A 26,894-nucleotide genomic window follows, 5' to 3' on the forward strand; every position below is an offset into this window, starting at 1 on the left:
CTTCATTACATAATGGCAGACTTTATTACACAGATTATTCTATTTTCATTAGACTACTTGCATCAACAATTTTTCTTACAAATTCCATATGGCACCTCATCAACTATCATGAAACATCAGTATCATAACTATAGTATAATGAATTACTTCTATTTATGCAATGCTTGGTATTTTTGAATTTCCAATGGCTCATTTGGGAATATATACGGCATTATACGATATATCTAAGAGCATCCTGAGGCTCCTCCACGATAAAGTCCGCCCCCGCCGCCATTAGTTCTTCCCGTGAACCGTAGCCGTATAAAACTCCCATTGAATGTACGCCGGCCTCTTTTGCCCCCAGAATATCATAATCCCGATCTCCGATCATCAGCACAGTGCTCCGTTCATAAACTCCCGCTTCATCCAGAACATACTCAATGACTTCCGACTTTTTTGTCCGACTTCCATCCATAAGGCTGCCGCCGATAAAATCAAAATACCTGCTGATTCCAAAATGTTCTGCAATCGTAACCGCAAATGTTTCAGGCTTCGAGGTTGCCATTATAACCTTCAGGCCAGCAGCCTTTAATTCCTGCAGTAGTTCCGGTATGCCATCATAGACTTCATTTTCAAAAATTCCCTTATCCCGGTAATATTCCCGGTAATACTCCACCGCCCGGGCTCCTTCCTCCTCGGAAAACCCACAAAATTCCCGAAATTGTTCCTTAAGAGGAGGCCCGATAAAACAGCGCAGCCTGGAAAGGTCATCTACTTCCATTCCATATTTTTTTAGTGCATACTGTACCCCTGCCATAATTCCCGGCCCGGAATCCGTCAAAGTACCATCCAGGTCAAACAAAACTGTCTTAATCTCCATCATTCAGTCCTCCACTATGCGGAAACCCGCATTTCTAACCCTTTTTAGAAGCTTCTTATCTTATCCTCTTCGTCGTTCTGTGTATTAAGGATACTGCGTATCACCACATAATACCCGTAGTCCTCATTCACCTTCACATATACCCTATCGTTCACCCTGCGGCCCAGTATTGCTTTCCCTATCGGAGATTCGATACTAATCAGGCCGTTTATCGAACTGCCTCGCACCGATGTAACCAGCCGGTACGTTTCTACTTCATCGTCATCTTCACAGTAGACCTCTACCGTATTATTAATACCGACTTCATCGTCGCGGGAAGTATCATCCACAATCACGGCAGTCTTTAACATTCTTTCCAGATAACGGATACGGCTCTCATTCTTATTTTTATCCTTCTTTGCAGCATGGTACTCAAAATTCTCACTCAGATCCCCGTGGGCCCGCGCTTCCTTCACAGCTTCGATAGCCTCACGGCGCACGACCAACTTCCGGTGTTCAATCTCCTCCTGGATCTTCTTAACGTCACTCTTGGTTAATTTATCATACATTGGTATTTCATCCTCTTTCAAAAATTAAATAGATACCAAATAATTATACACTAAAATACAGGAGGGTTAAACAAAAATTTTACTTTTTGGTGCGAAGGGGCGTCAGCCGTTTAGTTAGTTGGGTGGATTGGTTTATTATCTTAGCTTGTAGTTATAAATGCAGCACACGTTGTATCTTAATAATAATGGTCATTATTCCAGCTGCTTAATTAATGGGGATTGATGTAATTGACTTATATTTGTTTCTGTATGAATAGTTATTGGCCCTTGGTTATGTGATATAATGAATTTAAGTATTTGATAGGGAGATGATTTTGAATGACTGAGATTTGTGTGGAACAGGCTCGGATTTTTAGGCTGCGGGGGCATCATTTGGATTGTTTTTATGGAATAGAGGATGCGGAGGCTCTGGCTGGTGCCTGTGGGATTCAGAATTCACCTCCGGGGAGCTGGGAAACTTCGCTTTTTAATCGTGTTTCGGAATGCCGGTTAGAGGATTTGGAGGAATTGCTTTACATGAAACGGCGGCTTCTGCAGGCCTGGAGTTTTCGCGGGGCGCCTTTTATTTTTCCTGCTTCAGAAAGTGATGTTTTTCTTTCCGCACTGCTTCCCCAGGAGGATGAACCATGGATTTATACCCAGGGGATTGGACTGGCCCTTGATTATTTGGGGATTCCTTTTGAGGAACTGCTCGGATTGCTGCTGCGCGTCATACCGGGACTGGATGGCTGCGTGATCGTGAGTAAGACTTCGCTGGATCAGACTCTGGCTGAATGGATGCTGCCCCTGCTGCCTGCCTGTAAACAGGAATTATGGAACCATCCCTCTATGTATGGGAATCCAGACAAGCAGACGGTAGGCGGCGCTGTCGTTTCGTTTCTGCTGAGGCCTTGTTCCTTTCACGGACTGGTTGTATTTGGGAAACGCAGCGGGATCAGCCCCTCTTTTACTTCCTACAAAAACTGGTCCGGACACACACTTCAGTCCAACGGCGATGCGGCAAAAAAATTGGTGAGAAAGTTCCTGCACTGTTATGGCCCCGCAACCCCCGATTCCTTTGTGAGCTGGCTGGGCTGCTCCAGAACACAGGGAAAACGCCTGTGGGATTCCGTTAAAGAGGAAATAGAACCGGTCAAAATCGCAGAAAAAAAAGCATTTATTCTGTCCGAAGATAAAGAACAGCTTATCAATCCCCTTCCTCTCGAAAGAGAACTGCTCCTCCTGGGAGCCCACGATCCGTTCCTTGATCAACGTGACAGATCCATACTCCTGCCGGACAAATCCCTGCACAAAAACATATGGAAATATGTCTCCAATCCCGGAGTCATCGTATACCGCGGCGAAATCATAGGAATCTGGACAAGCCGAAAAAAAGGCAGCGCCATGGAAATAAAAATAACCCAATGGTCCCCCCTCCCCTGCCGCACCATCCTACAGCAAGAAGCTGAAAAATACGCCAAATTTCGCCAGCTAAAACTAACATCCCTGGACGATAACGATTAATTCCAAAACCTCCCCCAACAAAAATCCATCCCTGTCCATCCAAAAACATCTGCCTCCCCCGCTCCAGCCCCCAGCCAAAAATGCCCTAAACTTTCCTGCAGGATGAGCCAGCCTGCCGTGGAACCGGGCGGGGACGCGCCAGAAAGGGGCAGCCGCAGGCCTTTGAAATGACATGTATGCCCTTCCAAAGACCTGCAGCTGCCCCTTTCCGACGCGTCCCCGTCCGGTTCCACGGCAGGCGTCCCTATCTTACAAGCAAAGATTCCCCAGTCATTTCCTGAGGCTGCTCCATCCCCATCATTTCGATAAGTGTTGGTGCGATATCCGCCAGGCATCCGCCCTCTCTGAGGCTGTATGCCGGGTCTGCATTGACTAATATGAACGGCACCGGATTCGTCGTGTGCGCAGTGAACGGCTCGCCTGTCTCCTGATCAATCAGCTGTTCTGCATTCCCATGATCTGCGCAGATAAACATCTGGCCATTGACTTCTTTGACGGCATCTACCGCTTTACCCACACATTCATCCACTGCCTCAATCGCTTTCACGGCAGCGGCTTCAACTCCCGTGTGTCCTACCATGTCAGGATTTGCAAAGTTGATGATTATCACATCGTATTTGCCGGATTTGATTGCATCCACCAGCTTATCACATACTTCATAAGCGCTCATCTCTGGTTTCAGGTCATAGGTTGCAACCTTCGGGGATTTTACAAGGATTCTGTCTTCCCCCTCGTTTGGTTCCTCAACGCCGCCGTTGAAGAAGAAGGTAACATGTGCATATTTTTCGGTCTCGGCAATACGCGCCTGCGTCATGTGGTTCTTAGCCAGGAACTCCCCGAATGTATTGGTGATCTCATCCTTTCCAAAGGCTACCAGTTTATTTCCAATTGTCACATCGTAGTCAGTGAAACAAACGAATACCGTCTTAATGCGCGGGCCTCTGTCAAATCCCTCAAAGTTGTCATCACAGAATGTTCTTGTGATTTCTCTTGCACGGTCAGGACGGAAATTGAAGAAGATCACGGAATCGTTATCTTTGATCGTTGCAACCGGAGCACCATCCTTCATGACAACCGTCGGAAGGACGAATTCGTCTGTTTTATCTGCATCATAAGATGCCTGGATTCCTTCCGGACCCGATGCCGCAGTCTCTCCCTCTCCGTTTACAAGGGCTTTATATGCCTTTTCCACTCTGTCCCAACGGTTGTCTCTGTCCATTGCATAGTAGCGTCCCATCACGCTTGCAACTTCCCCGATACCGATCTCTTTCATCTTTGCTTCCAACTGTTCTACATAGTCCTTGCCGGATGCGGGAGGCGTGTCTCGGCCGTCCAGGAAACAGTGTACATATACTTTTTCGATGCCCTGTTTCTTAGCAAGCTCCAGCAGACCGTAGATATGCTCATTATGGCTGTGTACGCCGCCGTCTGAGACAAGGCCGAACATATGCAGGGCCGAGCCATTCTTTTTTACATTCTCACAAGCCGCAAGAAGCGCCTTGTTTTCAAAAAAATCGCCGTCCTGGATTGCTTTTGTAATCTTCGTCAGATCCTGATATACAATTCTTCCTGCGCCCATGTTGAGGTGTCCTACTTCTGAATTTCCCATCTGGCCGTCGGGAAGGCCTACCGCCAGACCGCTCGCATTTCCTTTCACAAAGGGGCACTCTGCCATCAGTTTATCCATGACAGGGGTTCTGCCCTCCGCTACCGCATTACCGTTCGTATTGTCATTTAATCCATATCCATCCAATATCATTAATACCGTTGGTTTTTTGCTCATATTATTCTCCTTCATTGTTAACTAATTTCTGTATTCCGGAACCTATTGTACCTTGTTTCTCCGGATTTTGCAAATCTAATCTGTCATCCCCTTCAGCCAGGTCTCAAGCAGATGGATCCAGGACTGCACCGGTTCGCAGATCATGCTGCCATCCGCCCTTGCGCTCGTTTGGTCCCCCAGGGAAAGCCCGTGCTCACCGGCAGAATACATATGAAACTCCGTGGACACTCCTGCCTTCCTGAGCGCCTGAACAAAGAGCAGCGCATTTTCAACCGGCACGGTCTCATCTGTAAATGTATGCCATATAAAACATGGAGGTGTAGCGGATGTCACCTGCTTCTCAATGGAAACCCTGTCCTTCAGTTCTTCATACCGGTTTCCCAGCAGGCTCCTGAAGCTGCCCTCATGGGCGTATTCTTCTTCCGATGTGATCACCGGGTAACACAGAATCATTCCACATGGTTTCAGTATCTCCGGAGTTGTCCCCGACAATTCACAAAGAAACGGCTGATTCCAGAATACCCCCAGACTGGCGGCCAGATGTCCGCCTGCCGACGAACCCTGTATAAAGATCTTGTCCGTATCTACGTGCCATTTTTCGCAGTTTGTGTGCAGCAGCTTCATCACCTCTGCCAGCTCCAGCAGCGCAGTCGGAAACCGCGCAGGCGCCACGGTATACCGCAGAATACCCACATGATAGCCCATACTCAAAAGACGCATGGCAATCGGTTCAGCTTCTCTGTCACTGGTCATCTCATATCCGCCGCCAGGACAGAGAATCACCATGGGACGGTAAACATCCCCTTGAAAATCCATAGAGCTCTTTAAAATATATGCATAAAACTTTGTATCCTCAGCGGATCCGTCCGCCCGGATCGGAATTACTTCATACTGCATATTCAGCCTCCTGCTTTGTGCGTGATCTCCCCTATCGCAAGAAAATCGTGGCGAGCTTTCCCTGCGCTCCCCACGATTCCCTTCCCTGCGGTATCCGTCCTCATACGACAGCCAGTACCGCAATTATCGTTACTATTCACGGCCTATGGGCCGCGCATAGTAACGGCATCTGACTCATTTAAAATCGCCTGCAGCGAGGAGCCAGATGCCAGGCCCCATCACTTTATTGGCTCGGATGCCGTGTAGCAAGGTACACGGCCCCGTGAATAGTAGCCAAATATCTGCACTTGCGAATTATTTATAGTTGACAATCTTACCGAAATCTGCTTTCAGAGATGCACCGCCCACAAGTCCTCCGTCGATATCAGCCTGTGCAAATAATTCCGGAGCTGTTGCAGCATTTACAGATCCGCCGTACTGAATACGGATCGCCTCTGCTGTAGCCTGATCATAAACTTCAGCGATGCATGCACGGATTCCTGCACATACTTCCTGAGCCTGCTCTGTTGTAGCAGTCTTTCCTGTTCCAATTGCCCAGATCGGCTCGTAAGCGATCACTGCGGTCTTAGCCTGGTCAGCAGTAACATTCTGGAGCCCAACCTTAACCTGCTGGCGGATAAAATCCATGGTCACGCCCTGTTCTCTCTGCTCCAGTGTCTCACCGCAGCACATGATAGGTGTGATACCGTGCTCAAATGCTTTCAGCACTTTTTTGTTAACGTCTTCGTTTGTCTCACCGAAGTATTCTCTTCTCTCGGAATGTCCGAGAACAACGTATCTTACCCCTGCATCAACAAGCATAGCCGGAGAGATCTCGCCTGTGTAAGCGCCGCTCTCCTCAAAATACATATTCTCCGCGCCAACCTGAATATTGCTTCCCTTAGAAGCCTCTACAACCGGTACGATATCAATAGCCGGCACACAGAAAACTACGTCAACCTCTTCGTTTGCCACTAATGGTTTTAACTCCTCAACCAAAGCTACTGCCTCACTTGGAGTCTTGTTCATTTTCCAGTTACCTGCGATGATTTTCTTTCTTGACATGATATGGTCTCCTTTTATCGTTCATTTGTTCTGCTGCTTTGCCGCAGCCCGGCCCACAGGACATGTGTTATGGATGCCCTGCGTGGTATTGTCATTCCGAACCTGCCGGAATATAGATCCTTTATTTGTCGTTTGCTGCCGCTACGCCCGGAAGCTCTTTTCCTTCAAGGAATTCCAGGGAAGCTCCGCCGCCTGTAGAGATGTGTGTCATCTTGTCGCCGTATCCCAGCTGGTTAACTGCAGCTGCGGAATCACCACCGCCGATGATTGTCACTGCATCTGTCTCTGAAAGCGCCTTTGCCACTGCCTCTGTTCCTGCCGCAAAGTTCGGCATCTCGAAGCATCCCATTGGTCCGTTCCAGACAACAGTCTTTGCACTCTTCACTTCGTCTGCATATAATTTAGCAGTCTCAGGTCCGATATCCAGTCCTTCCCAGCCATCCGGGATCTCTCCGCGTCCTACCACTTTCGTATTTGCATCATTGGAGAAATCATCTGCGATCACATTGTCAACCGGCAGAAGAAGCTTCACGCCCTTTTCCTCTGCTTTTTTGATCATATCCAGCGCGTACTGGCAGTAATCTTCTTCCAGAAGAGATTTGCCGACGCTTCCGCCCTGAGCCTTGCTGAATGTGTAAGACATTCCGCCCCCGATGATCAGGGTGTCAACCTTGTCCAAAAGGTTCTCGATAACGGAAATCTTACTGGAAACCTTAGCTCCGCCAAGAATTGCAACAAAAGGTCTCGCCGGATTCTCTACTGCATTGCCCAGGAAATCTATTTCTTTCTGCATTAAGTATCCTACTACTGCGGTCTCTACAAACTGTGTAACACCAACGTTTGAACAGTGTGCCCTATGTGCTGTTCCGAATGCATCGTTTACAAAAACATCGCAAAGAGATGCCAGATCTTTGCTGAAAGCTTCGCCGTTCTTTGTCTCTTCTGCTCTGTAGCGGGTATTCTCGAGAAGGACGATGTCTCCGTCATTCATTGCCTCTACTGCTGCCTTTGCATTTGGTCCTACAACCTCAGGATCTGCTGCGAATTTTACTTCCTGTCCGAGCAGTTCGGATAATCTGACAGCGACCGGTGCAAGTGATAATTCCGGAAGAGGCTGTCCCTTCGGCTTGCCCAGGTGGGAACAAAGGATCACTTTACCGCCGTCTGCCACCAGCTTTTTAATCGTCGGCAGTGCAGCCACAAGACGGTTCTCGTCTGTGATCTTTCCGTCGATCAATGGTACATTAAAATCGCATCTTACAAGAACTTTTTTACCCTTAACATTAATATCGTCTACTGATTTTTTGTTGAGCATCTTATTGCCTCCTGTTTAATAATTACCTTCTAGGGATAGAGCAGTCACACTATCCCCTATAATTCATGAAAAAAAGGATCCGGCCCTATATAAGACCGGACCCTTTGTGAGTCTATTTTTTAGAAATTAATCTGCCGATTATATTTTCCGAAATACCGACTTACAGTAATGTTCCAAAGTATTTGATTGTTCTTACCATCTGGCTTGTGTAAGAATTCTCATTGTCATACCAGGATACAACCTGTACCTGTGTTGTTCCGTTGTCCAGAGGCAGTACCATTGTCTGAGTAGCATCAAATAAAGAACCATAGTTCATTCCTACGATGTCGCTGGATACGATCTCATCTGTGTTGTATCCGAAAGACTCGTTGGAAGCAGCTTTCATAGCTTCGTTGATCTGATCTACTGTTACTGTTCCTTCAACTACTGCTGTCAGGATTGTTGTGGATCCTGTCGGGGTAGGAACACGCTGAGCAGCTCCGATCAGCTTGCCGTTCAGTGCCGGGATAACAAGGCCGATTGCCTTAGCTGCGCCTGTGCTGTTAGGAACGATATTCACTGCAGCTGCACGTGATCTTCTCAGATCGCCTTTTCTCTGCGGTCCGTCAAGTGTCATCTGGTCGCCTGTGTAAGCATGGATTGTGCACATGATACCTGTCTTGATCTCAGCAAGATCGTTCAGTGCTTTTGCCATCGGTGCCAGACAGTTTGTTGTACAGGAAGCCGCTGAGATGATGTTGTCCTCTTTTGTCAGCTCCTCGTGGTTAACATTATATACGATTGTAGGAAGGTCATTTCCAGCCGGAGCAGAGATGACTACTTTCTTAGCGCCTGCTTTGATGTGAGCCTCTGCTTTTGCTTTTGATGTATAGAAGCCTGTACACTCCAGAACTACGTCTACACCAATCTCTCCCCATGGAAGTTCTTCAGCGTTAGCTTTAGCATAGATTTTGATTTCTTTTCCGTCTACTGTGATGGAGTCCTCACCAGCTGTTACTTTGTCAGCAAGTGCATATTTTCCCTGTGTTGAGTCATATTTTAATAAGTGAGCCAACATTTTCGGAGATGTTAAGTCGTTGATTGCAACTACTTCATACCCTTCTGTTCCGAACATCTGTCTGAATGCGAGACGTCCAATACGTCCAAATCCATTAATCGCTACTTTTACTGCCATGATTAATTCCTCCTAAAGTTTTGAAAGTTGTTAACTGTTACACAGTCATTATATTGTGAAACCTTCAGCAAACCTCAAGTTTGTTAAAGATTCATCAACTACGGTTTATTGTACTAAATCAAGAACAAAAATTCAAGTGCTAAATATATTTTTATGGAAGTTGTTGAAAAATCGGCGTTCTGGACTTAAATTCTGTGTAGTATTTAAAGCCGCAGCCCTTCAGGATGTCCCCCGCCTTCTGAAAATCGTAGGCAATGTGTTCCGGCCGGTGCCCGTCGGCGCCGATTGTGATCACCTCTCCGCCGAGCTCCCTGTACCGCCTGATCACATCCGGATGCGGATGGCAGAAGCCGAGACCGTACTTGAATCCGGCCATATTCATCTCGATCCCCTTCCCCATGGAAATCACTTTTTTCAGGATCTCGTCCAGAATATCCGCATACTTCCGGTAACTGTATTCCTGCGCCTGTTTTTTTCCATAGCGCACAACATAATCAATATGTCCCAGCACATCAAAGTCCTGCACGGACTCTATATCTTCCAGTGTTACCTCAAATGTCTCTCTGTATGCGTCTTCATCCGTCCGTGTTTCAAACATTTTCTGATAATACGGATCTTCCCCGTTTACCACATGGACAGAACCGATCACAAAATCGAAGGGATATTGACTGACTAATTCTTTATAGTATTCTCCCAGATGAGGCTGCAGCCCAATTTCAATCCCGATGCGCACATCAATCCTGTCCGCATATTCTTCCCTGAGCGAGCCCAGTTCCTGAAAATATCTGTCTAAATCGAAAAGGGACCCCTCCATTCCAATATCCTCGTGAACCGGATAGTCTTTGTCGTTATGGTCCGTTATACAGATTGTCGTCAATCCCTTTGCCAGGGCGCCCTCTATCATGTCCCTGGGGGAAATGTCGCTGTCAATCGAAAAGTTAGTATGCATGTGAAAATCACTGGTTATCATAAAATGGTCCCTCCGCCGAGTACGTATTCGCCGTCGTAAAATACGACAGCCTGTCCGGGAGTCACCGCCCGCTGCGGCTCCTCGAAAGTGCAGAGCACCTCATCGTCTCCCGTTTTCTCTATTATACACCATGCCCCCTTATGGTTATAGCGTATTTTTGTAAAAACTCGTAAAGGTTCCGTCAAATCTTCTACAGACATAAAGTTCAACGTTCCTGCCCGAAGCGTATGGGTCAGGGACTCTTCGTTTGTACCGATCACCACTTCATTGGTCTTTGGGCGGATCTCCAGCACAAAGGCGGGATATCCCAGGGCAAGCCCCAGACCTTTTCGTTGTCCAACCGTATAGTGGGTAATGCCTTTGTGCCGTCCCAGCACACGACCGTCACTGCTCACAAAATTCCCCTCCGGCATCCTGATTCCTGCTGTTTCTTCTATATAAGATGCATAATCACCGTCAGGAACAAAACAGATATCCTGGCTGTCCGGCTTGTTTGCAACCATAAGGCCGATTTTTTCGGCAATCCGGCGCACCTCATCCTTTGTGTATTCTCCCACTGGCATCAGCGTGTGTTTCAGCTGTTCCTGGGTCAGATTATAAAGCGCATAGGTCTGATCCTTTGCAAGAGTCGCGGAACGCATCAGTGTAAAACGTCCATTGTCCAGTTTCACTATCCTGGCATAATGGCCGGTAGCAATGTACTCCGCCCCGATCGCCAGGCTCCTGTGCAGCAAAGCCTCCCACTTCACGTACCGATTACAGGCGATACAGGGGTTGGGTGTCCTGCCGTTACGGTATTCATCCACAAAATAATCAATCACATGCTCTTTGAATTCCTGCTTAAAATTCATCACATAATATGGAATCCCCAGATCCGCAGCCACCCTCCTGGCATCATCCACGGCGCTCAGGCCGCAGCATCCGCCGTTTTCTTCCTGAACAGCCCGCTCCTCATCCTGCCAGATCTGCATCGTCACTCCGATGACGTCGTATCCCTGTTCCTTCAGGAGATAAGCCGCTACCGAGGAGTCAACTCCTCCGGACATTCCGACTACTACTTTGCTCATTAATACTCCTCTTCCTCTTCTTCCTCACCCTCATGGATATCTGACTTCGGCTTTTCCAGGCCCTCTATTTTAATATCGTTCTTCTCGGCATAATCCCAGAGCGCGGCATGGATTGCCTCCTCAGCCAGCAGGGAGCAGTGCACCTTCACCGGCGGCAGTCCGTCCAGGGCTTCCATAACCGCCTTGTTCGTAATCTGCATTGCCTCCTGGATATTCTTCCCCTTCACCAGTTCTGTTGCCATACTGCTTGTCGCAACCGCTGCACCGCAGCCAAAAGTCTTAAACTTGACGTCACGGATAATCTGGTTTTCATCAATATCCAGATAAATCCGCATGATGTCCCCGCATTTTGCATTTCCCACGGTGCCGACTCCGCTTGCACCTTCTATTTCCCCTACATTTCTTGGATGTTCAAAGTGATCCATTACCTTTTCTGAATACATATATTCTTCCTCCTATTATCTGGTACCGCAGTGCATTCATCTTTCAGTAATAAGTGCCTGATATCTGCGTCAGAGTTGTGCCTGCTTTCGCGACGGTGTAGTAATTCCTACGTCCAGCGAAAGCAGGTGCAGCTATGGCGTAGAGAGCAGGTGCTTATTGCTGAATGATTAGTGCTGTGCTGTACTCGTTTGTTTTTTTATAAAATCCTCATATAATGGTGACATATTTCGCAATTCCCCTACGATAGTTTTCAGCTTTTCTACTACAAAATCCAGCTCTTCTTTTGTCGTCTCCTCACTCAGCGTCATGCGCAGGGAGCCATGTGCAATCTCATGGGGAAGCCCGATGGCAAGCAGCACATGGGACGGATCCAGAGAACCTGAGGTGCAGGCTGAACCGCTGGATGCACAGATCCCGTTCATATCCAGTTTGATCAAAAGAGATTCCCCTTCCACAAACCGAAAACTAAAATTCACATTATTCGGAAGCCTGTTTTGTCTGTGGCCGTTCAGCCTGCAGTAAGGTATCTCCTTTTCAATCCTTCCGATCAAATAGTCTCTGAGCTCGTTTTCTATTGCAGTGCGTTCTTTGAGTGAACCTGCCGCACGCTCCACCGCCTTGCCAAAACCGACAATGCCCGGCACATTTTCCGTGCCCGCACGGCGCTTTCTCTCCTGCGCGCCGCCGTGAATAAAGGAGCGGATCTTCACGCCTTTTCTAATATATAAGAAGCCAATGCCCTTCGGCCCGTTCAGCTTATGGGCGCTGGCACTGAGCATATCAATATGACAGGCATCCACGTCAATCGGCACCTGGCAGAAAGCCTGCACCGCATCCGTATGGAACAGGATCCCGTGCTCATGTGCAATCTCACCAATCTCGCGTATGGGCTGAATTGTACCGATCTCATTGTTCGCAAACATCACAGATATCAATATGGTATCCGGTCGAATGGCCGCTTTCAGCTCATCCAACTTCACGGTACCGTCCTCGTCTACATCCAGGTATGTCACGTCAAATCCGTTTTTCTTCAAGAAATCCGCCGTGTGGAGTATAGCGTGGTGTTCAATCTTCGTTGTAATAATATGTCTGCCCTTTCCTGCATAAGCCTCCGCAGATGCTTTCAGAGCCCAGTTATCCGCTTCCGAACCGCCTGCGGTAAAATAGATCTCGTTCCCTTTTGCACCGATCGCCTCTGCGATGATCTCTCTCTGTCTTGTAATCACATCCTTATTGGCAGCTGCAAATCCATAAACGCTGGACGGGTTGCCGTAATATTCCGTAAAATAAGGAAGCATCGCCTCCACTACCTCTGGTGCTGTCTTTGTGGTTGCAGCATTATCCAAATAAATCAGTTTATTCATTCTTATACATCCTCCTTATAAGTATCAGCCGGCTGGTCCGGTTTTTGTCTGCGGTCATCCTGTTCTATTTACGCAGGACTATAAAAATCCTCAATTCTTACATCCGGTCTGTCCATGTATGTCCTGGCACCCCATCTTCTTGCTTTCCTCGACCAGCTGGGCGAGCTTTATCTCATCGACCGTCTGATTGATGCTCTCGTTGATGCGCTGCCATACATATTTAGTAACGCAGCTGTCCGCTGCTTTGCAGCCCTCCTCGGGATGCAGTCCCGAACACTCTACCGGCTCCAGGCTGCCTTCGAGGGCCCGCAGAACATCGCCCACGGATATCTCTTCCAAATTCTTTGCCAACACATAACCGCCGCCGGCGCCCCGGATACTTTTGACCAGTCCCGCTTTTTTCAGCATAGACATCAGCTGCTCCAGATACCGTTCGGATATTCCCTGCCTGTCCGAAATGTTTGTAATGGAAACCGGCTCATTCTCACTGTACTGCGCAAGGTCAATCAGCGCACGCAGACCATATCTTCCTTTTGTAGATAATTTCAAATCATCACCTTCTTACTGAATCATACTCCGCCAACCCGATTCTGTCCTTTGTTAGCATTCCACAGAGCCCTTAAATAATTCCTAGTGTTTTAATCCCTAGTACTTTAATTCCTACTATTTCATTCCCTATCAATTTACTAGGATTTCTTCTTTTGTAGAATACCACCCGTTTTCAGTTCTGTCAAGACGGAAACAGGAATATGTTGTAAAAATATGTTTTTTTAGGAGATACCCTTGTCCAGAAAACAAACCATCATACGCGGAACCTTTATTCTAACCGCAACCGGATTTCTGTGCCGGTTTATGGGATTCTTCTATCGGATTTTTCTGAGCCATACATTCGGTGAAGAAGGCGTCGGCCTGTACCAGCTTATTTTTCCGGTCTATTCACTCTGTTTTGCGCTCACCGCCGCAGGATTGGAAACCGCCATATCCAGGACGGTCGCCCAGAAGGTCTCCCTTGGCCGAAAAAAAGAAGCCCGGCAGATCCTCATGCTCGGCCTCGTCCTGTCCGTGCTGCTGTCCTGTGCCTGCGTCTTAATCCTGCAGGGAAATGCAGCCTACATAGCCGAAAAATTACTGGGAGACGCCCGCTGTGAACCTCTGCTGATTCCGCTCTCCTATGCACTGCCGTTCGCGGCCATCCACAGCTGCATCTGCGGATACTGTTATGGCATGAAGGAAACAAAAATCCCGGCCCTTTCCCAGGTAGTAGAACAGGTAACCAGAATTATTTCTGTCTATGTTTTCTACCTCATTCTAATGAAAAAAGGAGACGATGTTACAATCACGATCGCTGTCCTCGGCCTCGTCATCGGTGAAATGCTCTCCGCCCTGTACGCCGCCAAGTCCCTGACGCGCAGCAGTCATGTCCTGTCGCACCTGAATATTACATATACAGATTTTGTCCATCGTTTCAGAGAATTGATGCCCCTGTCACTGCCGCTGACCGCCAACCGGGTACTGATCAACCTTCTGCAAAGTATCGAGGCCATCTCGATCCCCGCACGGCTGCAGCTATACAACCATTCTACCAGTGAAGCGCTCAGCATCTACGGTGTCCTGACCGGTATGGCCCTGCCCTGTATCCTGTTTCCATCTGCCATCACCAGTTCGATCTCCATCATGCTCATGCCCACGGTTGCAGAGATACAGACTACAGACAACCGGGATGACATGGTCAACATCATAAAAAAAGTGGCCGGATCCTGTTTCATCCTGGGCCTGAGCTGCTGTTTCATTTTCCTGGTCCTTGGTAATTGGATGGGTACCGTCCTGTTCGGAAGTTCCACTGCTGGCAAATTCATCATCACTCTGGCCTGGATGTGCCCGTTTTTATACACAAACTCCGCTCTGTTAAGCGTCATCAACGGCCTGGGCAAAACGGCTTACACCTTCCTCATCAACTCCCTCGGACTGATCATCCGGATCGGCAGCGTATTCGCAGCCATCCCTCTGTTCGGAATCCAGGGATACCTCTGGGGAATGCTGGCGAGCCAGTTGATCGTAAGTATCTGCGCCGGAATCGTACTCAAAAAAGAAATATAGGGAGCGAGGGACGTGGGAACGGATGAGGGGGCGCCTGCCTGTGATGGGGAACGAATGCCTCGGGAAAAAAAGCAGCGGGGGCTGGGAGTAACCCGCTTATGGAGAAGTCCTAACGCAAAAGAAACCACCCATGAGGGCACGTACAACATGCAACGGGAAAGCCTGATGCTTTCCCGTCTTAGGTTGTACTGAAAAGTGATTTGGTAAATCACTTTTCATCCCTCATGGGCGGTTCCTTTTGCGTAAGGACTTCTAAACCATGCGCTCTATACTCCCAGCCCCCGCTGCTTTTTTTCCCGAGGCATCCGTTCCCCATCCCAGGCAGGCTTGGCTTCATCAAGTCGGCAGGTATACATCGCTTCTAGGGAGGGATTTCTAACGGGGGCAGCGTATGGAATTGGGTTAGCGTAGGGTGCATCCATAAGAAAGCTAATATAGGGCCGCGCCTTTCCTTACCAACATCTACCGCGCCGCCAGTACGATCCACCGCCCCCGTCAGCGTTGCCCTCCCAGGGCATGGGGCACTTCTGACCGGATGAGCCAAGCCCCGGGAACCGGACATAGGGGCAGCTGGAAGCGTCTTATGGCTGTTAGCTGGAGTTGAGTAAAAAGGAAGGACAACAGAGGTAATTTTTGTGATTCCGAATCACAAAAATTCCTGGCCCCAGCGCGCGAAGCCATCGGGCTTCGGGTGATGTGGCCAGGTTGCCTCTGTTGTCCTTCCTTTTTACTCTACTCCAGCTTGCAGCCATAACCCGTTTCCAGCTGCCCCTATGTCCGGTTCCCGGGGCGCCCCTCCGCCTACAAACTCCCCAGATACCCCTGCATAAGTATAGGATTTACGTATGCTTCGAGTATGATCCCCACCAGCATGGTGAGTCCCAGAAATATACTTTTCTGTGTATTCCATTTGTTTTGGGGATAAGTATAGCTGTACCAGATGATGACCATGTATGCTGGAACATAGAGAAGGAACTGGGGGAGGATTCCTACGATACAGAGGATACTTCCCTTGATTCCCATGCTCAGAACTGCCATTGACAGGAGCATGCCGCTTGAAAAGCCCGTCCATACCAGAAATGCTATGGATGCCGCTTTCCGCATTTTTGTGAATGCCAATCCCAGCAGGATGAGAAACGGAACGGCCCGAATCTTGATCAGATACCATATGTATTCCTCGGCCACAATCGAGACTGACTGATACTGTTTTAAAAAATAGTCGCTGAATATTCCGGGTTCTGCTGTATATTGCTTCATAATCAGATTCACATACAGTATCCCTAATAAAAAACCCGGCATGAAGAAAGCAAACAGCTGTTTCCTCGTATGAAGTATCTTCACAGGCGTTCCTCCTATTGCTAAGATATTTCATTATATGCCGGGGTTTCTTTTTTATTCTCTTTTTCCGTATTTCGAATCATAGGCAAGCAGTGCGGAGACAGTCTTCGCATCCTGTATCTCACCAGTAAAAATCTTTTCCTTTAATTCTTCTATTGTATAAGCTTTCAAATCAATAAATTCATCCTCGTCCAGATGCTGCTTTGACGGAATCAGATTCCGGGCTACGTAGACTTCGATTCTCTCATTGCAGAACGCCACTGTTGTACGGAGTGTAATCAGCCAGTCCAGATCCTCGCTCCGGTAGCCTGTTTCCTCCTCCAGTTCCCTTCCTGCACATACAATCCCGGGCTCATCTTCTTTGTCCAAGGCTCCGGCCGGGACTTCCAGTGTATCACGTTCCAGCGCATTGCGGTACTGCTTCACCATCAGGATTCTGCCGTCATCGGTGACCGGCACAACCGCGGCCGCACCCTTGTGCTTGATAAAATCCCAGGTCACGGTATGATCGCCGTCAATCTCCATGGTGTCCTGGTAAAAGTCAATAATATTGCCTTTAAACTTCAGTTCCCGGTTTAATCTTTTAATTTGTCCGCTCATAAAATGCTCCTTTTTCGTTCCTACAGTGAGGACACAAACTTTTCTATTCTGTCGAGCCCTTTTTCAATGGCTTCTAAAGAAATAGCATAAGACAAACGCACAAAATTGTCAAACCCAAAATCAGCGCAGGGGACAACCGCCACCTGGTAATCTTCTATCAAAATCTCCGCTGCTTTTGCCGCAGTACCGATCTTTTGACCCTTGTAAGATTTTTCGAGGACATTGGTAAAATCTACGAACACATAAAATGCTCCCTCCGGCTCCAGCAGATCCAGAAGCGGCATTGCCGAAATCCTCTCATACATGTATTTTCTTCTCTTATCAAATTCAACCCTCATCTCTTCGAGCGCCGACTGGTCTCCTGTCAGTGCCTCTAATGCGGCTTTCTGCGCGATGGAATTCGGGTTGGATGTCTGATGGGACTGCACGCTGCCCATCATCTTGGCGATCTCTGTGCCGGATCCTGTATATCCGATTCTCCAGCCTGTCATAGCATAGCTCTTGGAAACTCCGCTGCAGGTAATGGTTCTTTTATAAATCTCTTCACCAAGGGAAGCAATGCTCACATGCTTCTTCCCATCATAGATAAGATACTCATACATCTCATCCGCTACAACATAAAAATCTTTTGCAACAGCTATCTCAGCGATTGCACGAAGTTCTTCCTCTGAGTACACCATGCCCGTCGGGTTGCTTGGAGTATTTAAAATCAAAGCCTTTGTCTTATCAGTCACAGCTTCACGAATCTGCTTTGCAGTTACTTTATATCCATTATCCTTGGAGCCATACAAAAATACAGGAACGCCATCAGCCAGTTTCACAATCTCCGGATAAGTAAGCCAGTAAGGTGCAGGAATAATCACTTCATCTCCCGGATTCAGAAGCACTTCAAAAATATTTGTCAGAGAATGCTTGCCCCCGTTGCTGATCACGATCTGATTTGGCTCGTAGTTAAGACCATTAAACTCTCTGAACTTATCACTAACCGCCTTTTTCAGTTCCACAGTTCCTGATGCGGGCGTATACTTCGTAAACCCTTCCTTAATGGCTCTGATAGCCGCCTCATTAATATTATCCGGAGTATTATAATCCGGCTCGCCGGCTCCAAATCCAACGATATCAATCCCCTCTGCCTTCAAAGCCTTTGCCTTCGCAGTAATAGCCAAAGTAGATGAAGGCTTCACGCTCGCAGCCTTTCTTGATAAACTAAGTGACATATTAACATCCTCCAATTCCATACATTCTACATATAAAATATAAATAACACATTATGGTTATTAATTATAATATACGCTCCCAGTATTTGCAAGTTATATTTCCATAGAATTCCTAATTCATTATTTTTACACCATTTTGCGCAAATTTATCCTTATTTTTGCAATTTATTCTTTTCCCTCCTTCATTTCTTTTTATCCCCATCACGTATCCCTCTCTTCAGCTATACCTCCTTATCCCCACCCAATCAAGTTTCCTCTGAATCTCCCATCCGCCGCCTCCCGGCAGGATGCACCCAGCGCCGCTGCGCAGGAGAAGGGAATGCGGGACGGCGCGCCCTCCCTCCACTAAAAAAGCCCTCGTCTTACGACAAGGGCTAAACTTGATCTGATATAAATTATTTCGCGTAATCCGTAACACGCGATTCGCGAATTACATTTACTTTAATCTGGCCTGGATATTCCAACTCAAATTCAATCTGTTTTGCAATTTCTCTGGCCATAAGTACCATGTCATCATCAGATACCTGGTCCGGAACTACCATAACTCGAATCTCTCTACCTGCTTGAATAGCAAAAGACTTTTCAACACCTTTAAACTGGTTTGATATTTCTTCTAATTGTTTCAATCTGTTTGTGTATGTTTCAATTGTTTCTCTTCTTGCACCTGGTCTTGCTGCAGAAATTGTGTCAGCCGCCTGAACTACGCATGCAATCAATGTCTGAGGCTCTACATCGCCATGATGTGATTCCACTGCATTGATTACCGTCGGAGACTCTTTGTACTTTCTGCAAAGATCTGCGCCAATCTGAATATGTGAACCTTCCACGTCGTGGTCAATTGACTTGCCGATATCGTGCAGGAGTCCGGCACGTTTCGCCATCCTGACGTCCAGGCCGATCTCACCGGCCAGAAGTCCTGACAGCTGGGCAACCTCTATAGAATGCTTAAGCGCATTCTGGCCATAACTGGTTCTGAACTTCATTCGTCCGAGCAGACGAATCAATTCCGGATGGATTCCCGGCACGCCAACTTCCAGAGACGCTGCCTCTCCTTCTTCCCGGATCATCGTGTCCACTTCTTTTTGTGCCTTTTCTACCATCTCCTCGATTCTGGCAGGATGGATACGTCCATCCACAATCAATCTCTCAAGGGCAATTCTTGCTACTTCCCTTCTGATCGGGTCAAATCCTGACAATACAACCGCTTCCGGCGTATCATCGATAATCAGCTCGACACCTGTCAGTGTCTCGAGGGTTCTGATATTCCTTCCCTCACGGCCGATGATTCTTCCCTTCATCTCATCACTTGGGAGCTGCACTACGGAAATTGTAGTCTCAGCCACATGGTCAGCCGCACATCTCTGGATTGCATTGACAACGTACTCTTTGGCCTTCTTGTCCGCATCTTCCTTTGCCTGTGTTTCCAGCTCTCTTACCATCTTGGCTGTGTCATGCTTCACATCTTCTTCAACAGTTTTCAACAGATATTCTTTTGCTTGTTCGGAGGTAAGTCCTGAGATTCTTTCTAGTTCCTGTACTCTTTTCTGACTAAGTTCTTCTACTTTTGCTTCACGCTGCTTCAGTTGCTCTTCTTTTGCTGTAAATTTGACTTCACGCTGTTCGATCGCCTCTGACCGTTTGTCAACGGCCTCTTCTTTTGCAAGCACCCTTTTCTCATAACGCTGCAATTCGGCTCTTCTTTCCTTTGTCTCTTTTTCAAGGTCATTCTTCGTCTTGATCGACTCTTCCTTCACCTCTAAGAGAGCTTCTTTTTTCGTTGTCTCAGCAGTCTTTACGGCATCATCAATTATTTCTCTTGCCTTTGCTTCGGCATTGCCAATCTTGGAATCTGCATTCTTCCTGAGATTGGATATCGTTACAAAGTGAGTAATAATACCAACTATCAACGCGAGGGCTACAGCAATAACAATACTTATCATTGTTGGCACAGGAGCACCTCCTTGTTCAATTTTCATTGTACATTCTTGCTTAAAATACAACAGTTAAATTTTATACTGTTTTCACAACTATGTCAAGCATTCTCATCATTATTTTGTATCACTTGACGGATGTCGTCATAACGGAACCCTTTTCGCGATAAATAGCCATATAATTTACGCATTTCTTCCTCTGTCGCCTCCGCCGGAATCACCCTTTTCTTCCTGATAATCTGCCGGATTGCATCCTTTTCACTGTTGGATTCAAAGCATTCCTCAAATGCCAGCTCAATTTTGTCAGGCGCCACACCCCTGCCGCACAGCAGGGCATAAATCTCGCGCCTGCTTTTGGATGCCTTCCTGCTCTCTATAAATTGTCTTGCATACCGCTCATCATCAAGATACCCAAATGATTTCACGTAGGACAATGCTGCTTCTATGGCTTCCTCCGGGTATAACCCCTGTTTCAGCTTATCCCTGAGCCCGGACTCGGTGCGGTCCATATCCTCCAGAAGATGCATGGCTCTTAACTTGGCACGCTTGATAACGACCTTTTCCAGAACTTCCCTGTAATTCTCTTCCTCGATCTGCGCTCCTTCTTTGATACCATAACGGGCCAGTTCGCCCTTGTATAAGACAAAGGCGAACCGGCCGTCCAGAAAGACTTTAGACTTTGTTTTCGTTACAGCATCCAGCTTTGTAACTGTCATCCTATACTTCCCCCGGTGCTTTCACTTCCGTTTTTCCCGGTTCGGGCGCTTTTGAGTCCTTTGCCTTTTTTGTCAGCTTCAGTTCCTCCGCTGCTTCTTCCTCACCTTCACCGTTCAGCTTATAGTGGGCACGCACTTTGCGGTCCAGCTCTTCCATCACTTCCGGGTGCTCTGTGAGGTATGCCTTGGCGTTCTCTCTTCCCTGTCCGATCTTCTCGCCTTCATACGCATACCATGCGCCGCTCTTCTTCACCAGGTCAATCCCTGCTGCCAGATCCAGAATATCCCCCTCCTTGGAGATCCCTTTTCCAAACATGATATCAAATTCGGCCTCTTTAAATGGAGGCGCGATCTTATTCTTGACAATCTTGATCCTCGTACGGTTCCCGACCATCTCGCCGCTCTGCTTCAGGGTCTCGATCCTTCTGACATCCATTCTGACGGATGCATAGAACTTCAGAGCACGTCCGCCCGTTGTTGTCTCGGGATTTCCAAACATCACGCCCACCTTCTCACGCAGCTGGTTGATGAAAATAACAACACAGTTAGACTTACTGATAACGGGAGTCAGCTTTCTCAGGGCCTGTGACATCAGTCTCGCCTGTAATCCCACGTGGCTGTCACCCATATCCCCTTCGATCTCCTGTCTCGGCACCAGAGCCGCCACAGAGTCAATAACAATAATATCAATCGCACCCGAACGCACCATTGTCTCCGTAATCTCAAGCGCCTGATCTCCGCTGTCCGGCTGGGAAATATAAAGTTCATCTATATCAACACCAATACTCTTCGCATATACAGGGTCCAATGCATGTTCCGCATCAATAAACCCGGCAATCCCTCCCCTGTTCTGTACTTCTGCAATCATATGTAGTGCAACGGTCGTCTTACCACTGGACTCCGGTCCATAGACTTCGATCACACGCCCCTTCGGCACGCCGCCCAGTCCCAGCGCCAGATCCAGGCTCAGGCAGCCCGTCGGCACCGTCTCCACCGCAACATGGGCTCCCGGTTCACCGAGCTTCATAACCGTCCCTTTCCCAAAATCTTTCTCTAACTTCGCAATCGCCGCATCCAGCGCTTTTTTCTTATCTTCATTTCCATTAGCCATATGTCGGTACTCTCCTTCTCACTTTTCGAACAATTGTTCGTTTTCTAATAATATACTATTATACTTATTGTAAAATGTCAACAACAATTTCACAACCTCATTATACAATTTTACATGTCCTATAAACAGGACTTTACTTTAGTTTTTATATGAATCTTCTAAAATCCGCAAGCTAATCTTCCATAAGATTCACCGCCTCTCCTTATCTAGTACATCGTAAAATAAGTAACTGACTCATAAGCTGAGATAAATTTTCGAGAGTGCTGCTCCACAAACGCAGGCGTAGTGGGCTACGCTGAGGCTTGGGGAGCAGTGCTATCGGAAATTTAGGTCGGCTTATGTGGCAGTTAATTATTTTACAATGTACTAGTATAAGCTAATCTAAATACCTTACTGTTTCGCTGGCCTGATTTTCCGATAGCACAGACGCAAAATCATTCTCACCGAACCAGCAAGGCATTTAAAACTAGTTAAAACCATGGAATATTTTGGACGAACGCCACATTTATAAAAAGAAATCTAAGAATGATAGATTTGTAAACTAATTTTAGCACCCCTCTGCGAATAAAACAATCCCTTTCAAGCCACATTGTGAAGCCATATTATTACGATGTTACACTTCGCACCCCAGCCAACATCTAAATCGGGAGTTAGCGAGCGAGCTTCAGTCTCGGTCGCGGATAGGGACGCTCCATGAAGGGATAGCCAATGTCATCCGCCTCCCCCGTCTCGGGCGCCACTCTGGGGACGAGTTCTTTACTGCCGGTCGGATGAACCAGCCAAGCGGACTGTAAGCGGCAAGCCCTCCGGCCTGTATGGTCGGTTTAAAACGCCTTATAGCGGACGACTAGAAGCTCTTAGAGAGCCGGAGGCATCCGGAAGGGATGAAAATTGATTCTCCGAAATCAATTTTCAATCCGGCCTGTGCTGAAAAAATATCAATTTTTTCAGCGCATGCCGGATGTGCCCTTCCGGGTGCCTCCGGGTCTCTTAGAGCTTCTTCGTTAAGCGGTCAGGATTTTAAACCGATCATACAGGCCGGAGGGCTTGCCGCTTACAGTCCGCTTGGCGTCCCCTTATCATCCGTACACATGCCAGAACTCGTCTTTCGAATTCCTTACTGCTTTTTTACAACTTCCCCCTGTTTTTTATAGATACTCCCCCCCGGCACATACCCTCTGACAGATGAGAGCGGGTAGATATTACTATGGCTTCCAACCACGGTTCCCGGATTCAGCACGCTGCCGCACCCTACCTCGACTTCATCCCCCAGCATGGCGCCGAACTTCTTCATGCCCGTCTCAATGTTTCCTTCCGGTGTTTTTACAATAACCAGTTTTTTATCGGATTTCACATTGGAGGTAATAGAACCTGCTCCCATGTGTGATTTATAGCCAAGAATGGAATCTCCCACATAATTGTAATGTGGTACCTGTACTTTATTGAACAGGATCACGTTTTTCAATTCTGTAGAATTGCCGACTACCGCGCCTTCGCCTACGATTGCATTGCCTCTGATAAATGCACAGTGCCTGACCTCGGCTTCTTTCCCAATAATGACCGGCCCGTTAATATATGCGGTGGGAGCCACCTTGGCGGATTTGGCAATCCAGATATTCTCGCCGCGTTTTTCGTACTCTTCCTCGTCTAAAGTCTCTCCCAATTGCAGAATAAAGCCGCTGATTTTCGGCAGGACTTCCCATGGATAGGTCACACCGTCGAATATACCGGCAGCAATTGTCTCTTCCAGTGTATAAAGCTCTTTTACAGTTAATTCCGTCATTTTCTTTTCCTCCTACTTCTCCGCCGGCTCAGTGAACTTCCGGTAGCCGGTCTGAAAATCTACTTCATTTTTTATGTTGCCGTCTGTCAGAATTGCTTTTAAATTATATGCCGCAATTTCTACAATAGATTCCAAAATCTGCTGCATATGGTACTTTCCAGCCACATGAGGGGTGATCAGCAGGTTCGGCGCATCCCACAGCGGAGAATCCGGCTCCAGAGGTTCCTGCTCCGTCACATCGATGGCCGCGCCCCCCAACCTGCCACTGTGCAGGGCATCGCACAGATCCATGGTTGGGATCAGGCTTCCCCGCCCAACATTGAGCAGAATTGCCCCTTTTTTCATTTTCTCCAGGCGCTCCCGGCAGAACAGTCCCTCTGTCTGCGGAGTGCCTGGAAGCGTACATGCCACAATATCCGCTCTCCCAAGCAGCGCATCCAGTGCATCCAGCTGATACAGTTCTTCCAGATAATCCGGCTTTTGCGCCTTATTTCTGCGGATTCCGATGACATGGCTGCCCATCAGGTGCATCTTCTGTGCAAACTGTCCGCCGATATCGCCCAGGCCCACGACCAGGGTCACAGAGTCCGCAATGGAATTCACCTTCCCCTCATCTTTCCATGCATGTGCACGCATATTGCGCTCATATAAGTGCAGTTTCTTTATCAGCATCAGCGAGGCTCCCAGCATATATTCAGAAATCGCCAGCCCATAGGCGCCTGTGGCATTCGCCAGTTTTGCACCGGGAGGCATGACGCCCGGAACAGTGTAAGGGGCGGCCCCTGCACTGTCCAGCTGCAGTAATCTAAGGCCCGCAGCATCCTTCAGATACTCTGGCTTAACATTTCCCAGTATAATCTCCGCCTGTTCGGCCATTTCTTGATCCACGTCCTTCTGTGCTCTGTACACAAAATGAGCGCCGCCGCTGCCTATAATCCGGGCCGCTGTGTCTTCCAGGTATTGCCGGTGCTTCTGTTCAACCGGAATGGTAACCAATATTTCTTTCATGCCTCTCCTCCTTACTTACTTTTGCCCTTATTTTCTTTATAGAATCTGGCTGCACGGTCATAGCATCCGCGGAGCTGGTACTGGTTGTTCAGCCCTTTTACTCCGTTGGTCCTGCTGACGATAAAGTGATCCAGCTTCCTCATGTACTCATCCGGCGTAATATCACCGTCTGCCACATAAGTCAGCCCCTTCTCCCAGCTGGCCGTCAGCTCGGGATTCAGAAGCGACTTGATGGAATTATCTACTACGTCAAACACCATTTCGCCCTGCAGTGTAGGTGTAATAATCTGGGTCTTTTTATTCAGGCCCAGATACTCGATATGGATCAGCTTTTTCAGGATTTCCGCACGTGTCGCACTGGTTCCGATTCCGCTTCCTTTGATCTGCGCACGCAGTTCCTCGTCTTCGATGAGCTGCCCCGCATTTTCCATCGCCAGGATAATGGAACCGGAATTGTACCGTTTCGGCGGAGAGGTCTCTCCCTCTTTGATATCCAATGCCTTCACAGGAAGGACAGCGCCCTTCTTCAGACTCTGTATCACCTGGAAGAAACTGGTGTCCAGATCCTGAGCGCCGCTGTTCTCACCGCTGTCACCGTCCCCGCTGTTTTCTCCGGTTTCCGCATTGTTTTCCTTTCCCTGTGCGGAAACGTTCTTCTTTGCCTGAGGTACACCCGTCACTTTCAGGTAACCTTCCTCTGCCAGTACCTTAAAACTGGAAAAGAAACTCTCTTCTTTGATCTTTGTGGTTATGGACACCTTCTGATACACCGCCGGAGGATAAAAAATACTCAAAAATCTTCTCACAATACATTCATACACTCTCGACGCAGTCGCGGAAACCGAGCTGAGGGCTCCCAGCCCCTGGCCCGTCGGTATGATCGCGTAATGGTCCGTTATCTGCTTATCGTTAACATACCTGGTCTTTGCCAGGCCTTTGTGGCTTCCAAATCCCAGGATATCCTGCAGATAAGGCGCGGCCGCCGGGTACTTGGAAAGTCCGTTCAGATTTCTGCTGATCTCCTTTGCCACGGCTGTGGACAGCACCCTAGCGTCCGTTCTCGGATAAGTAACCAGCTTCTTTTCATACAACTCCTGTACGATCCTGAGCGTTTCATCGGGGCTGATCTTGAACCGTTTGGAGCAGTCATTCTGAAGCTCCGCCAGATTATATAGCAGCGGCGGATTCTTTTTCTCTTTCTTTTTCTCAATGGCTGCAATCTGGCATGTCACGGGTTCCGGTTCCTTCAGGTAATCCACCAGTTCCTCTGCCTTCTCCCTCTTCTTAAATCCATTCTCCTTGTACAGGTCAAAGGACTCGAAGAAGCGGGATCCCTTGACGGCACGCCACTCTCCCTCAAAGTTCTGCCCTTCTGCCTCAATGGTGCTCAGAACACGGTAGAACGGCGTCTTAACAAAGTCCCTGATCTCCCGCTCTCTGCGGACGATCATCCCCAGCACACAGGTCATCACGCGCCCTACCGATATGACCGCATACTTGGTGCGCAGATAATTGGATATGCTGTTCCCATATTTCAGCGTCAGAAGACGGGAAAAATTGATCCCCATCAGATAATCTTCCTTTGCCCTCAAATAGGCAGAAGCACTGAGATTATCGTATTCCGATAAATCCTTCGCCTCCCTGATTCCGCGTAAAATCTCTTCTTCGGTCTGGGAATCGATCCAGACCCTCTTTCTTTTTTTGCCCTCCACATGCGCTTCCTGCTCAACCAGGCGGTAGATGTATTCCCCTTCCCTTCCGGAGTCGGTGCACACATAGATCGTATCTACATCCGCTCTTGTAAGCAGCCCGCTCACAATCTGAAACTGTTTGGCCACCGAGGGAATGACCTCGTATTTAAAGTCTTCCGGAATAAACGGAAGGGTATTCAGGCTCCAGCGCTTCAGCGCAGGGTCGTACTCCTCCGGATAGCTCATCGTAACCAGGTGCCCGACGCACCATGTCACAATCGCCTCGTCCGATTCCAGATAACCGTCTTTTCGTCTTGTATTCAATTTTAATGCCTTTGCGAATTCCTGGGCCACACTCGGCTTCTCCGCTATGTATACTGATTTCCCCATAAATACTTATACTGCCTGCTTTTCTCTTTATTCTCCCAAAAAGC

General features: G+C 48.0%; 23 protein-coding genes. 2 read left to right on the forward strand and 21 right to left on the reverse strand.

Going from position 1 to position 26,894, the window contains the following annotated elements:
* Nucleotides 1-211 precede the first annotated feature (211 nt).
* Together BN1938_RS22010 and greA are read right to left on the reverse strand one after the other, a co-directional pair.
* A complete protein-coding gene (locus BN1938_RS22010; protein ID WP_050642807.1) occupies nt 212-859 on the reverse strand; it encodes an HAD family hydrolase in 648 nt (215 codons plus the stop codon).
* A gap of 44 nt (nt 860-903) precedes the next feature.
* Nucleotides 904-1,407 (reverse strand): GreA/GreB family elongation factor, encoded by a 504-nt coding sequence (gene greA, locus BN1938_RS22015; protein WP_050642531.1) that lies wholly within the window; start codon nt 1,405-1,407, stop codon nt 904-906.
* Nucleotides 1,408-1,725: 318 nt separating this feature from the next.
* On the opposite strand from greA, the gene BN1938_RS22020 reads away from it, so the two are divergent.
* A complete protein-coding gene (locus BN1938_RS22020; RefSeq protein ID WP_050642532.1) occupies nt 1,726-2,910 on the forward strand; it encodes a winged helix DNA-binding domain-containing protein in 1,185 nt (394 codons plus the stop codon).
* A 244-nt stretch (nt 2,911-3,154) separates the two neighbouring features.
* On the opposite strand, the gene gpmI is transcribed toward BN1938_RS22020, so the two are convergent.
* From gpmI to BN1938_RS22075, 10 genes are all read right to left on the reverse strand, one after another.
* Nucleotides 3,155-4,693: a 2,3-bisphosphoglycerate-independent phosphoglycerate mutase gene (gpmI, locus tag BN1938_RS22030; protein WP_050642534.1), complete on the reverse strand. Its 1,539-nt coding sequence runs from the start codon at nt 4,691-4,693 to the stop codon at nt 3,155-3,157.
* 75 nt (nt 4,694-4,768) lie between these two features.
* The gene (locus tag BN1938_RS22035) at nt 4,769-5,590 is read right to left on the reverse strand and encodes an alpha/beta hydrolase (protein ID WP_050642535.1); all 822 of its coding nucleotides are present in this window, start codon (nt 5,588-5,590) and stop codon (nt 4,769-4,771) included.
* A 294-nt stretch (nt 5,591-5,884) separates the two neighbouring features.
* On the reverse strand, nt 5,885-6,634 hold the full coding sequence (gene tpiA, locus BN1938_RS22040) for a triose-phosphate isomerase (RefSeq protein WP_050642536.1): 750 nt from the start codon (nt 6,632-6,634) through the stop codon (nt 5,885-5,887).
* A 121-nt stretch (nt 6,635-6,755) separates the two neighbouring features.
* Nucleotides 6,756-7,949, reverse strand: a complete 1,194-nt coding sequence (gene pgk, locus BN1938_RS22045; protein ID WP_050642537.1) for a phosphoglycerate kinase — start codon at nt 7,947-7,949, stop codon at nt 6,756-6,758.
* Between the two features lie 160 nt (nt 7,950-8,109).
* Nucleotides 8,110-9,123: a type I glyceraldehyde-3-phosphate dehydrogenase gene (gap, locus tag BN1938_RS22050; RefSeq protein ID WP_025657727.1), complete on the reverse strand. Its 1,014-nt coding sequence runs from the start codon at nt 9,121-9,123 to the stop codon at nt 8,110-8,112.
* A 151-nt stretch (nt 9,124-9,274) separates the two neighbouring features.
* Nucleotides 9,275-10,093 carry a histidinol-phosphatase HisJ family protein gene (locus tag BN1938_RS22055; protein ID WP_050642538.1) on the reverse strand — a complete coding sequence of 273 codons (819 nt, stop codon included), beginning with the start codon at nt 10,091-10,093 and terminating at the stop codon, nt 9,275-9,277.
* A complete protein-coding gene (mnmA, locus tag BN1938_RS22060) occupies nt 10,090-11,160 on the reverse strand; it encodes a tRNA 2-thiouridine(34) synthase MnmA (protein ID WP_050642539.1) in 1,071 nt (356 codons plus the stop codon). Before mnmA ends, BN1938_RS22055 begins: the two co-directional genes overlap by 4 nt.
* Nucleotides 11,160-11,603, reverse strand: coding sequence for a Fe-S cluster assembly scaffold protein NifU (nifU, locus tag BN1938_RS22065; protein ID WP_050642540.1), 444 nt, complete (start codon nt 11,601-11,603; stop codon nt 11,160-11,162). Before nifU ends, mnmA begins: the two co-directional genes overlap by 1 nt.
* A 168-nt stretch (nt 11,604-11,771) precedes the next feature.
* Entirely contained in the window at nt 11,772-12,968 is a 1,197-nt protein-coding gene (gene nifS / locus BN1938_RS22070; RefSeq protein ID WP_050642541.1) for a cysteine desulfurase NifS, read from the reverse strand.
* Nucleotides 12,969-13,058: 90 nt separating this feature from the next.
* Entirely contained in the window at nt 13,059-13,517 is a 459-nt protein-coding gene (locus BN1938_RS22075) for an RrF2 family transcriptional regulator (RefSeq protein WP_050642542.1), read from the reverse strand.
* A 234-nt stretch (nt 13,518-13,751) separates the two neighbouring features.
* Here BN1938_RS22075 and BN1938_RS22080 point away from each other — a divergent pair, with 234 nt between their 5' ends.
* Nucleotides 13,752-15,065, forward strand: a complete 1,314-nt coding sequence (locus tag BN1938_RS22080; RefSeq protein WP_050642543.1) for a polysaccharide biosynthesis protein — start codon at nt 13,752-13,754, stop codon at nt 15,063-15,065.
* An 801-nt stretch (nt 15,066-15,866) separates the two neighbouring features.
* Here the strand turns inward: BN1938_RS22080 and BN1938_RS22085 are convergent.
* The 9 genes from BN1938_RS22085 to BN1938_RS22125 all read right to left on the reverse strand — a co-directional run bounded on the left by BN1938_RS22085 (nt 15,867) and on the right by BN1938_RS22125 (nt 26,850).
* On the reverse strand, nt 15,867-16,406 hold the full coding sequence (locus BN1938_RS22085) for a hypothetical protein (RefSeq protein WP_050642544.1): 540 nt from the start codon (nt 16,404-16,406) through the stop codon (nt 15,867-15,869).
* Between the two features lie 51 nt (nt 16,407-16,457).
* Nucleotides 16,458-17,003 carry an NUDIX hydrolase gene (locus tag BN1938_RS22090; protein ID WP_050642545.1) on the reverse strand — a complete coding sequence of 182 codons (546 nt, stop codon included), beginning with the start codon at nt 17,001-17,003 and terminating at the stop codon, nt 16,458-16,460.
* A gap of 20 nt (nt 17,004-17,023) precedes the next feature.
* Complete coding sequence (locus BN1938_RS22095) at nt 17,024-18,220, reverse strand: pyridoxal phosphate-dependent aminotransferase (RefSeq protein ID WP_050642546.1); 1,197 nt, start codon at nt 18,218-18,220, stop codon at nt 17,024-17,026.
* Nucleotides 18,221-18,615: 395 nt separating this feature from the next.
* Entirely contained in the window at nt 18,616-20,160 is a 1,545-nt protein-coding gene (gene rny, locus BN1938_RS22100) for a ribonuclease Y (protein ID WP_153921739.1), read from the reverse strand.
* 92 nt (nt 20,161-20,252) lie between these two features.
* Nucleotides 20,253-20,867 (reverse strand): regulatory protein RecX, encoded by a 615-nt coding sequence (locus BN1938_RS22105; RefSeq protein ID WP_050642548.1) that lies wholly within the window; start codon nt 20,865-20,867, stop codon nt 20,253-20,255.
* 1 nt (nt 20,868) lies between these two features.
* Nucleotides 20,869-21,978 carry a recombinase RecA gene (gene recA, locus BN1938_RS22110; RefSeq protein WP_050642549.1) on the reverse strand — a complete coding sequence of 370 codons (1,110 nt, stop codon included), beginning with the start codon at nt 21,976-21,978 and terminating at the stop codon, nt 20,869-20,871.
* Nucleotides 21,979-23,095: 1,117 nt separating this feature from the next.
* On the reverse strand, nt 23,096-23,761 hold the full coding sequence (locus BN1938_RS22115; protein WP_050642550.1) for an acyltransferase: 666 nt from the start codon (nt 23,759-23,761) through the stop codon (nt 23,096-23,098).
* A 12-nt stretch (nt 23,762-23,773) separates the two neighbouring features.
* Entirely contained in the window at nt 23,774-24,769 is a 996-nt protein-coding gene (locus BN1938_RS22120; protein ID WP_050642551.1) for a D-2-hydroxyacid dehydrogenase, read from the reverse strand.
* Between the two features lie 11 nt (nt 24,770-24,780).
* On the reverse strand, nt 24,781-26,850 hold the full coding sequence (locus tag BN1938_RS22125) for a DNA topoisomerase (protein WP_050642552.1): 2,070 nt from the start codon (nt 26,848-26,850) through the stop codon (nt 24,781-24,783).
* Nucleotides 26,851-26,894: the final 44 nt, after the last annotated feature.

It is taken from the genome of Eubacterium sp. SB2 (assembly GCF_001244405.1).
GTDB classification, from domain to species: domain Bacteria; phylum Bacillota; class Clostridia; order Lachnospirales; family Lachnospiraceae; genus Faecalicatena; species Faecalicatena contortus_B.

Coding starts and splice junctions, on each gene's coding strand:
- BN1938_RS22105 (WP_050642548.1), bottom strand. CDS start 20,867: ATGACAGTTACAAAGCTGGATGCTGTAACGAAAACAAAGTCTAAAGTC.
- recA (WP_050642549.1), bottom strand. CDS start 21,978: ATGGCTAATGGAAATGAAGATAAGAAAAAAGCGCTGGATGCGGCGATT.
- BN1938_RS22090 (WP_050642545.1), bottom strand. CDS start 17,003: ATGAGCGGACAAATTAAAAGATTAAACCGGGAACTGAAGTTTAAAGGC.
- gap (WP_025657727.1), bottom strand. CDS start 9,123: ATGGCAGTAAAAGTAGCGATTAATGGATTTGGACGTATTGGACGTCTC.
- nifU (WP_050642540.1), bottom strand. CDS start 11,603: ATGTATTCAGAAAAGGTAATGGATCACTTTGAACATCCAAGAAATGTA.
- BN1938_RS22055 (WP_050642538.1), bottom strand. CDS start 10,093: ATGATAACCAGTGATTTTCACATGCATACTAACTTTTCGATTGACAGC.
- BN1938_RS22035 (WP_050642535.1), bottom strand. CDS start 5,590: ATGCAGTATGAAGTAATTCCGATCCGGGCGGACGGATCCGCTGAGGAT.
- tpiA (WP_050642536.1), bottom strand. CDS start 6,634: ATGTCAAGAAAGAAAATCATCGCAGGTAACTGGAAAATGAACAAGACT.
- BN1938_RS22115 (WP_050642550.1), bottom strand. CDS start 23,761: ATGACGGAATTAACTGTAAAAGAGCTTTATACACTGGAAGAGACAATT.
- BN1938_RS22125 (WP_050642552.1), bottom strand. CDS start 26,850: ATGGGGAAATCAGTATACATAGCGGAGAAGCCGAGTGTGGCCCAGGAA.
- BN1938_RS22020 (WP_050642532.1), top strand. CDS start 1,726: ATGACTGAGATTTGTGTGGAACAGGCTCGGATTTTTAGGCTGCGGGGG.
- BN1938_RS22010 (WP_050642807.1), bottom strand. CDS start 859: ATGGAGATTAAGACAGTTTTGTTTGACCTGGATGGTACTTTGACGGAT.
- gpmI (WP_050642534.1), bottom strand. CDS start 4,693: ATGAGCAAAAAACCAACGGTATTAATGATATTGGATGGATATGGATTA.
- greA (WP_050642531.1), bottom strand. CDS start 1,407: ATGTATGATAAATTAACCAAGAGTGACGTTAAGAAGATCCAGGAGGAG.
- nifS (WP_050642541.1), bottom strand. CDS start 12,968: ATGAATAAACTGATTTATTTGGATAATGCTGCAACCACAAAGACAGCA.
- BN1938_RS22120 (WP_050642551.1), bottom strand. CDS start 24,769: ATGAAAGAAATATTGGTTACCATTCCGGTTGAACAGAAGCACCGGCAA.
- BN1938_RS22095 (WP_050642546.1), bottom strand. CDS start 18,220: ATGTCACTTAGTTTATCAAGAAAGGCTGCGAGCGTGAAGCCTTCATCT.
- mnmA (WP_050642539.1), bottom strand. CDS start 11,160: ATGAGCAAAGTAGTAGTCGGAATGTCCGGAGGAGTTGACTCCTCGGTA.
- pgk (WP_050642537.1), bottom strand. CDS start 7,949: ATGCTCAACAAAAAATCAGTAGACGATATTAATGTTAAGGGTAAAAAA.
- rny (WP_153921739.1), bottom strand. CDS start 20,160: ATGATAAGTATTGTTATTGCTGTAGCCCTCGCGTTGATAGTTGGTATT.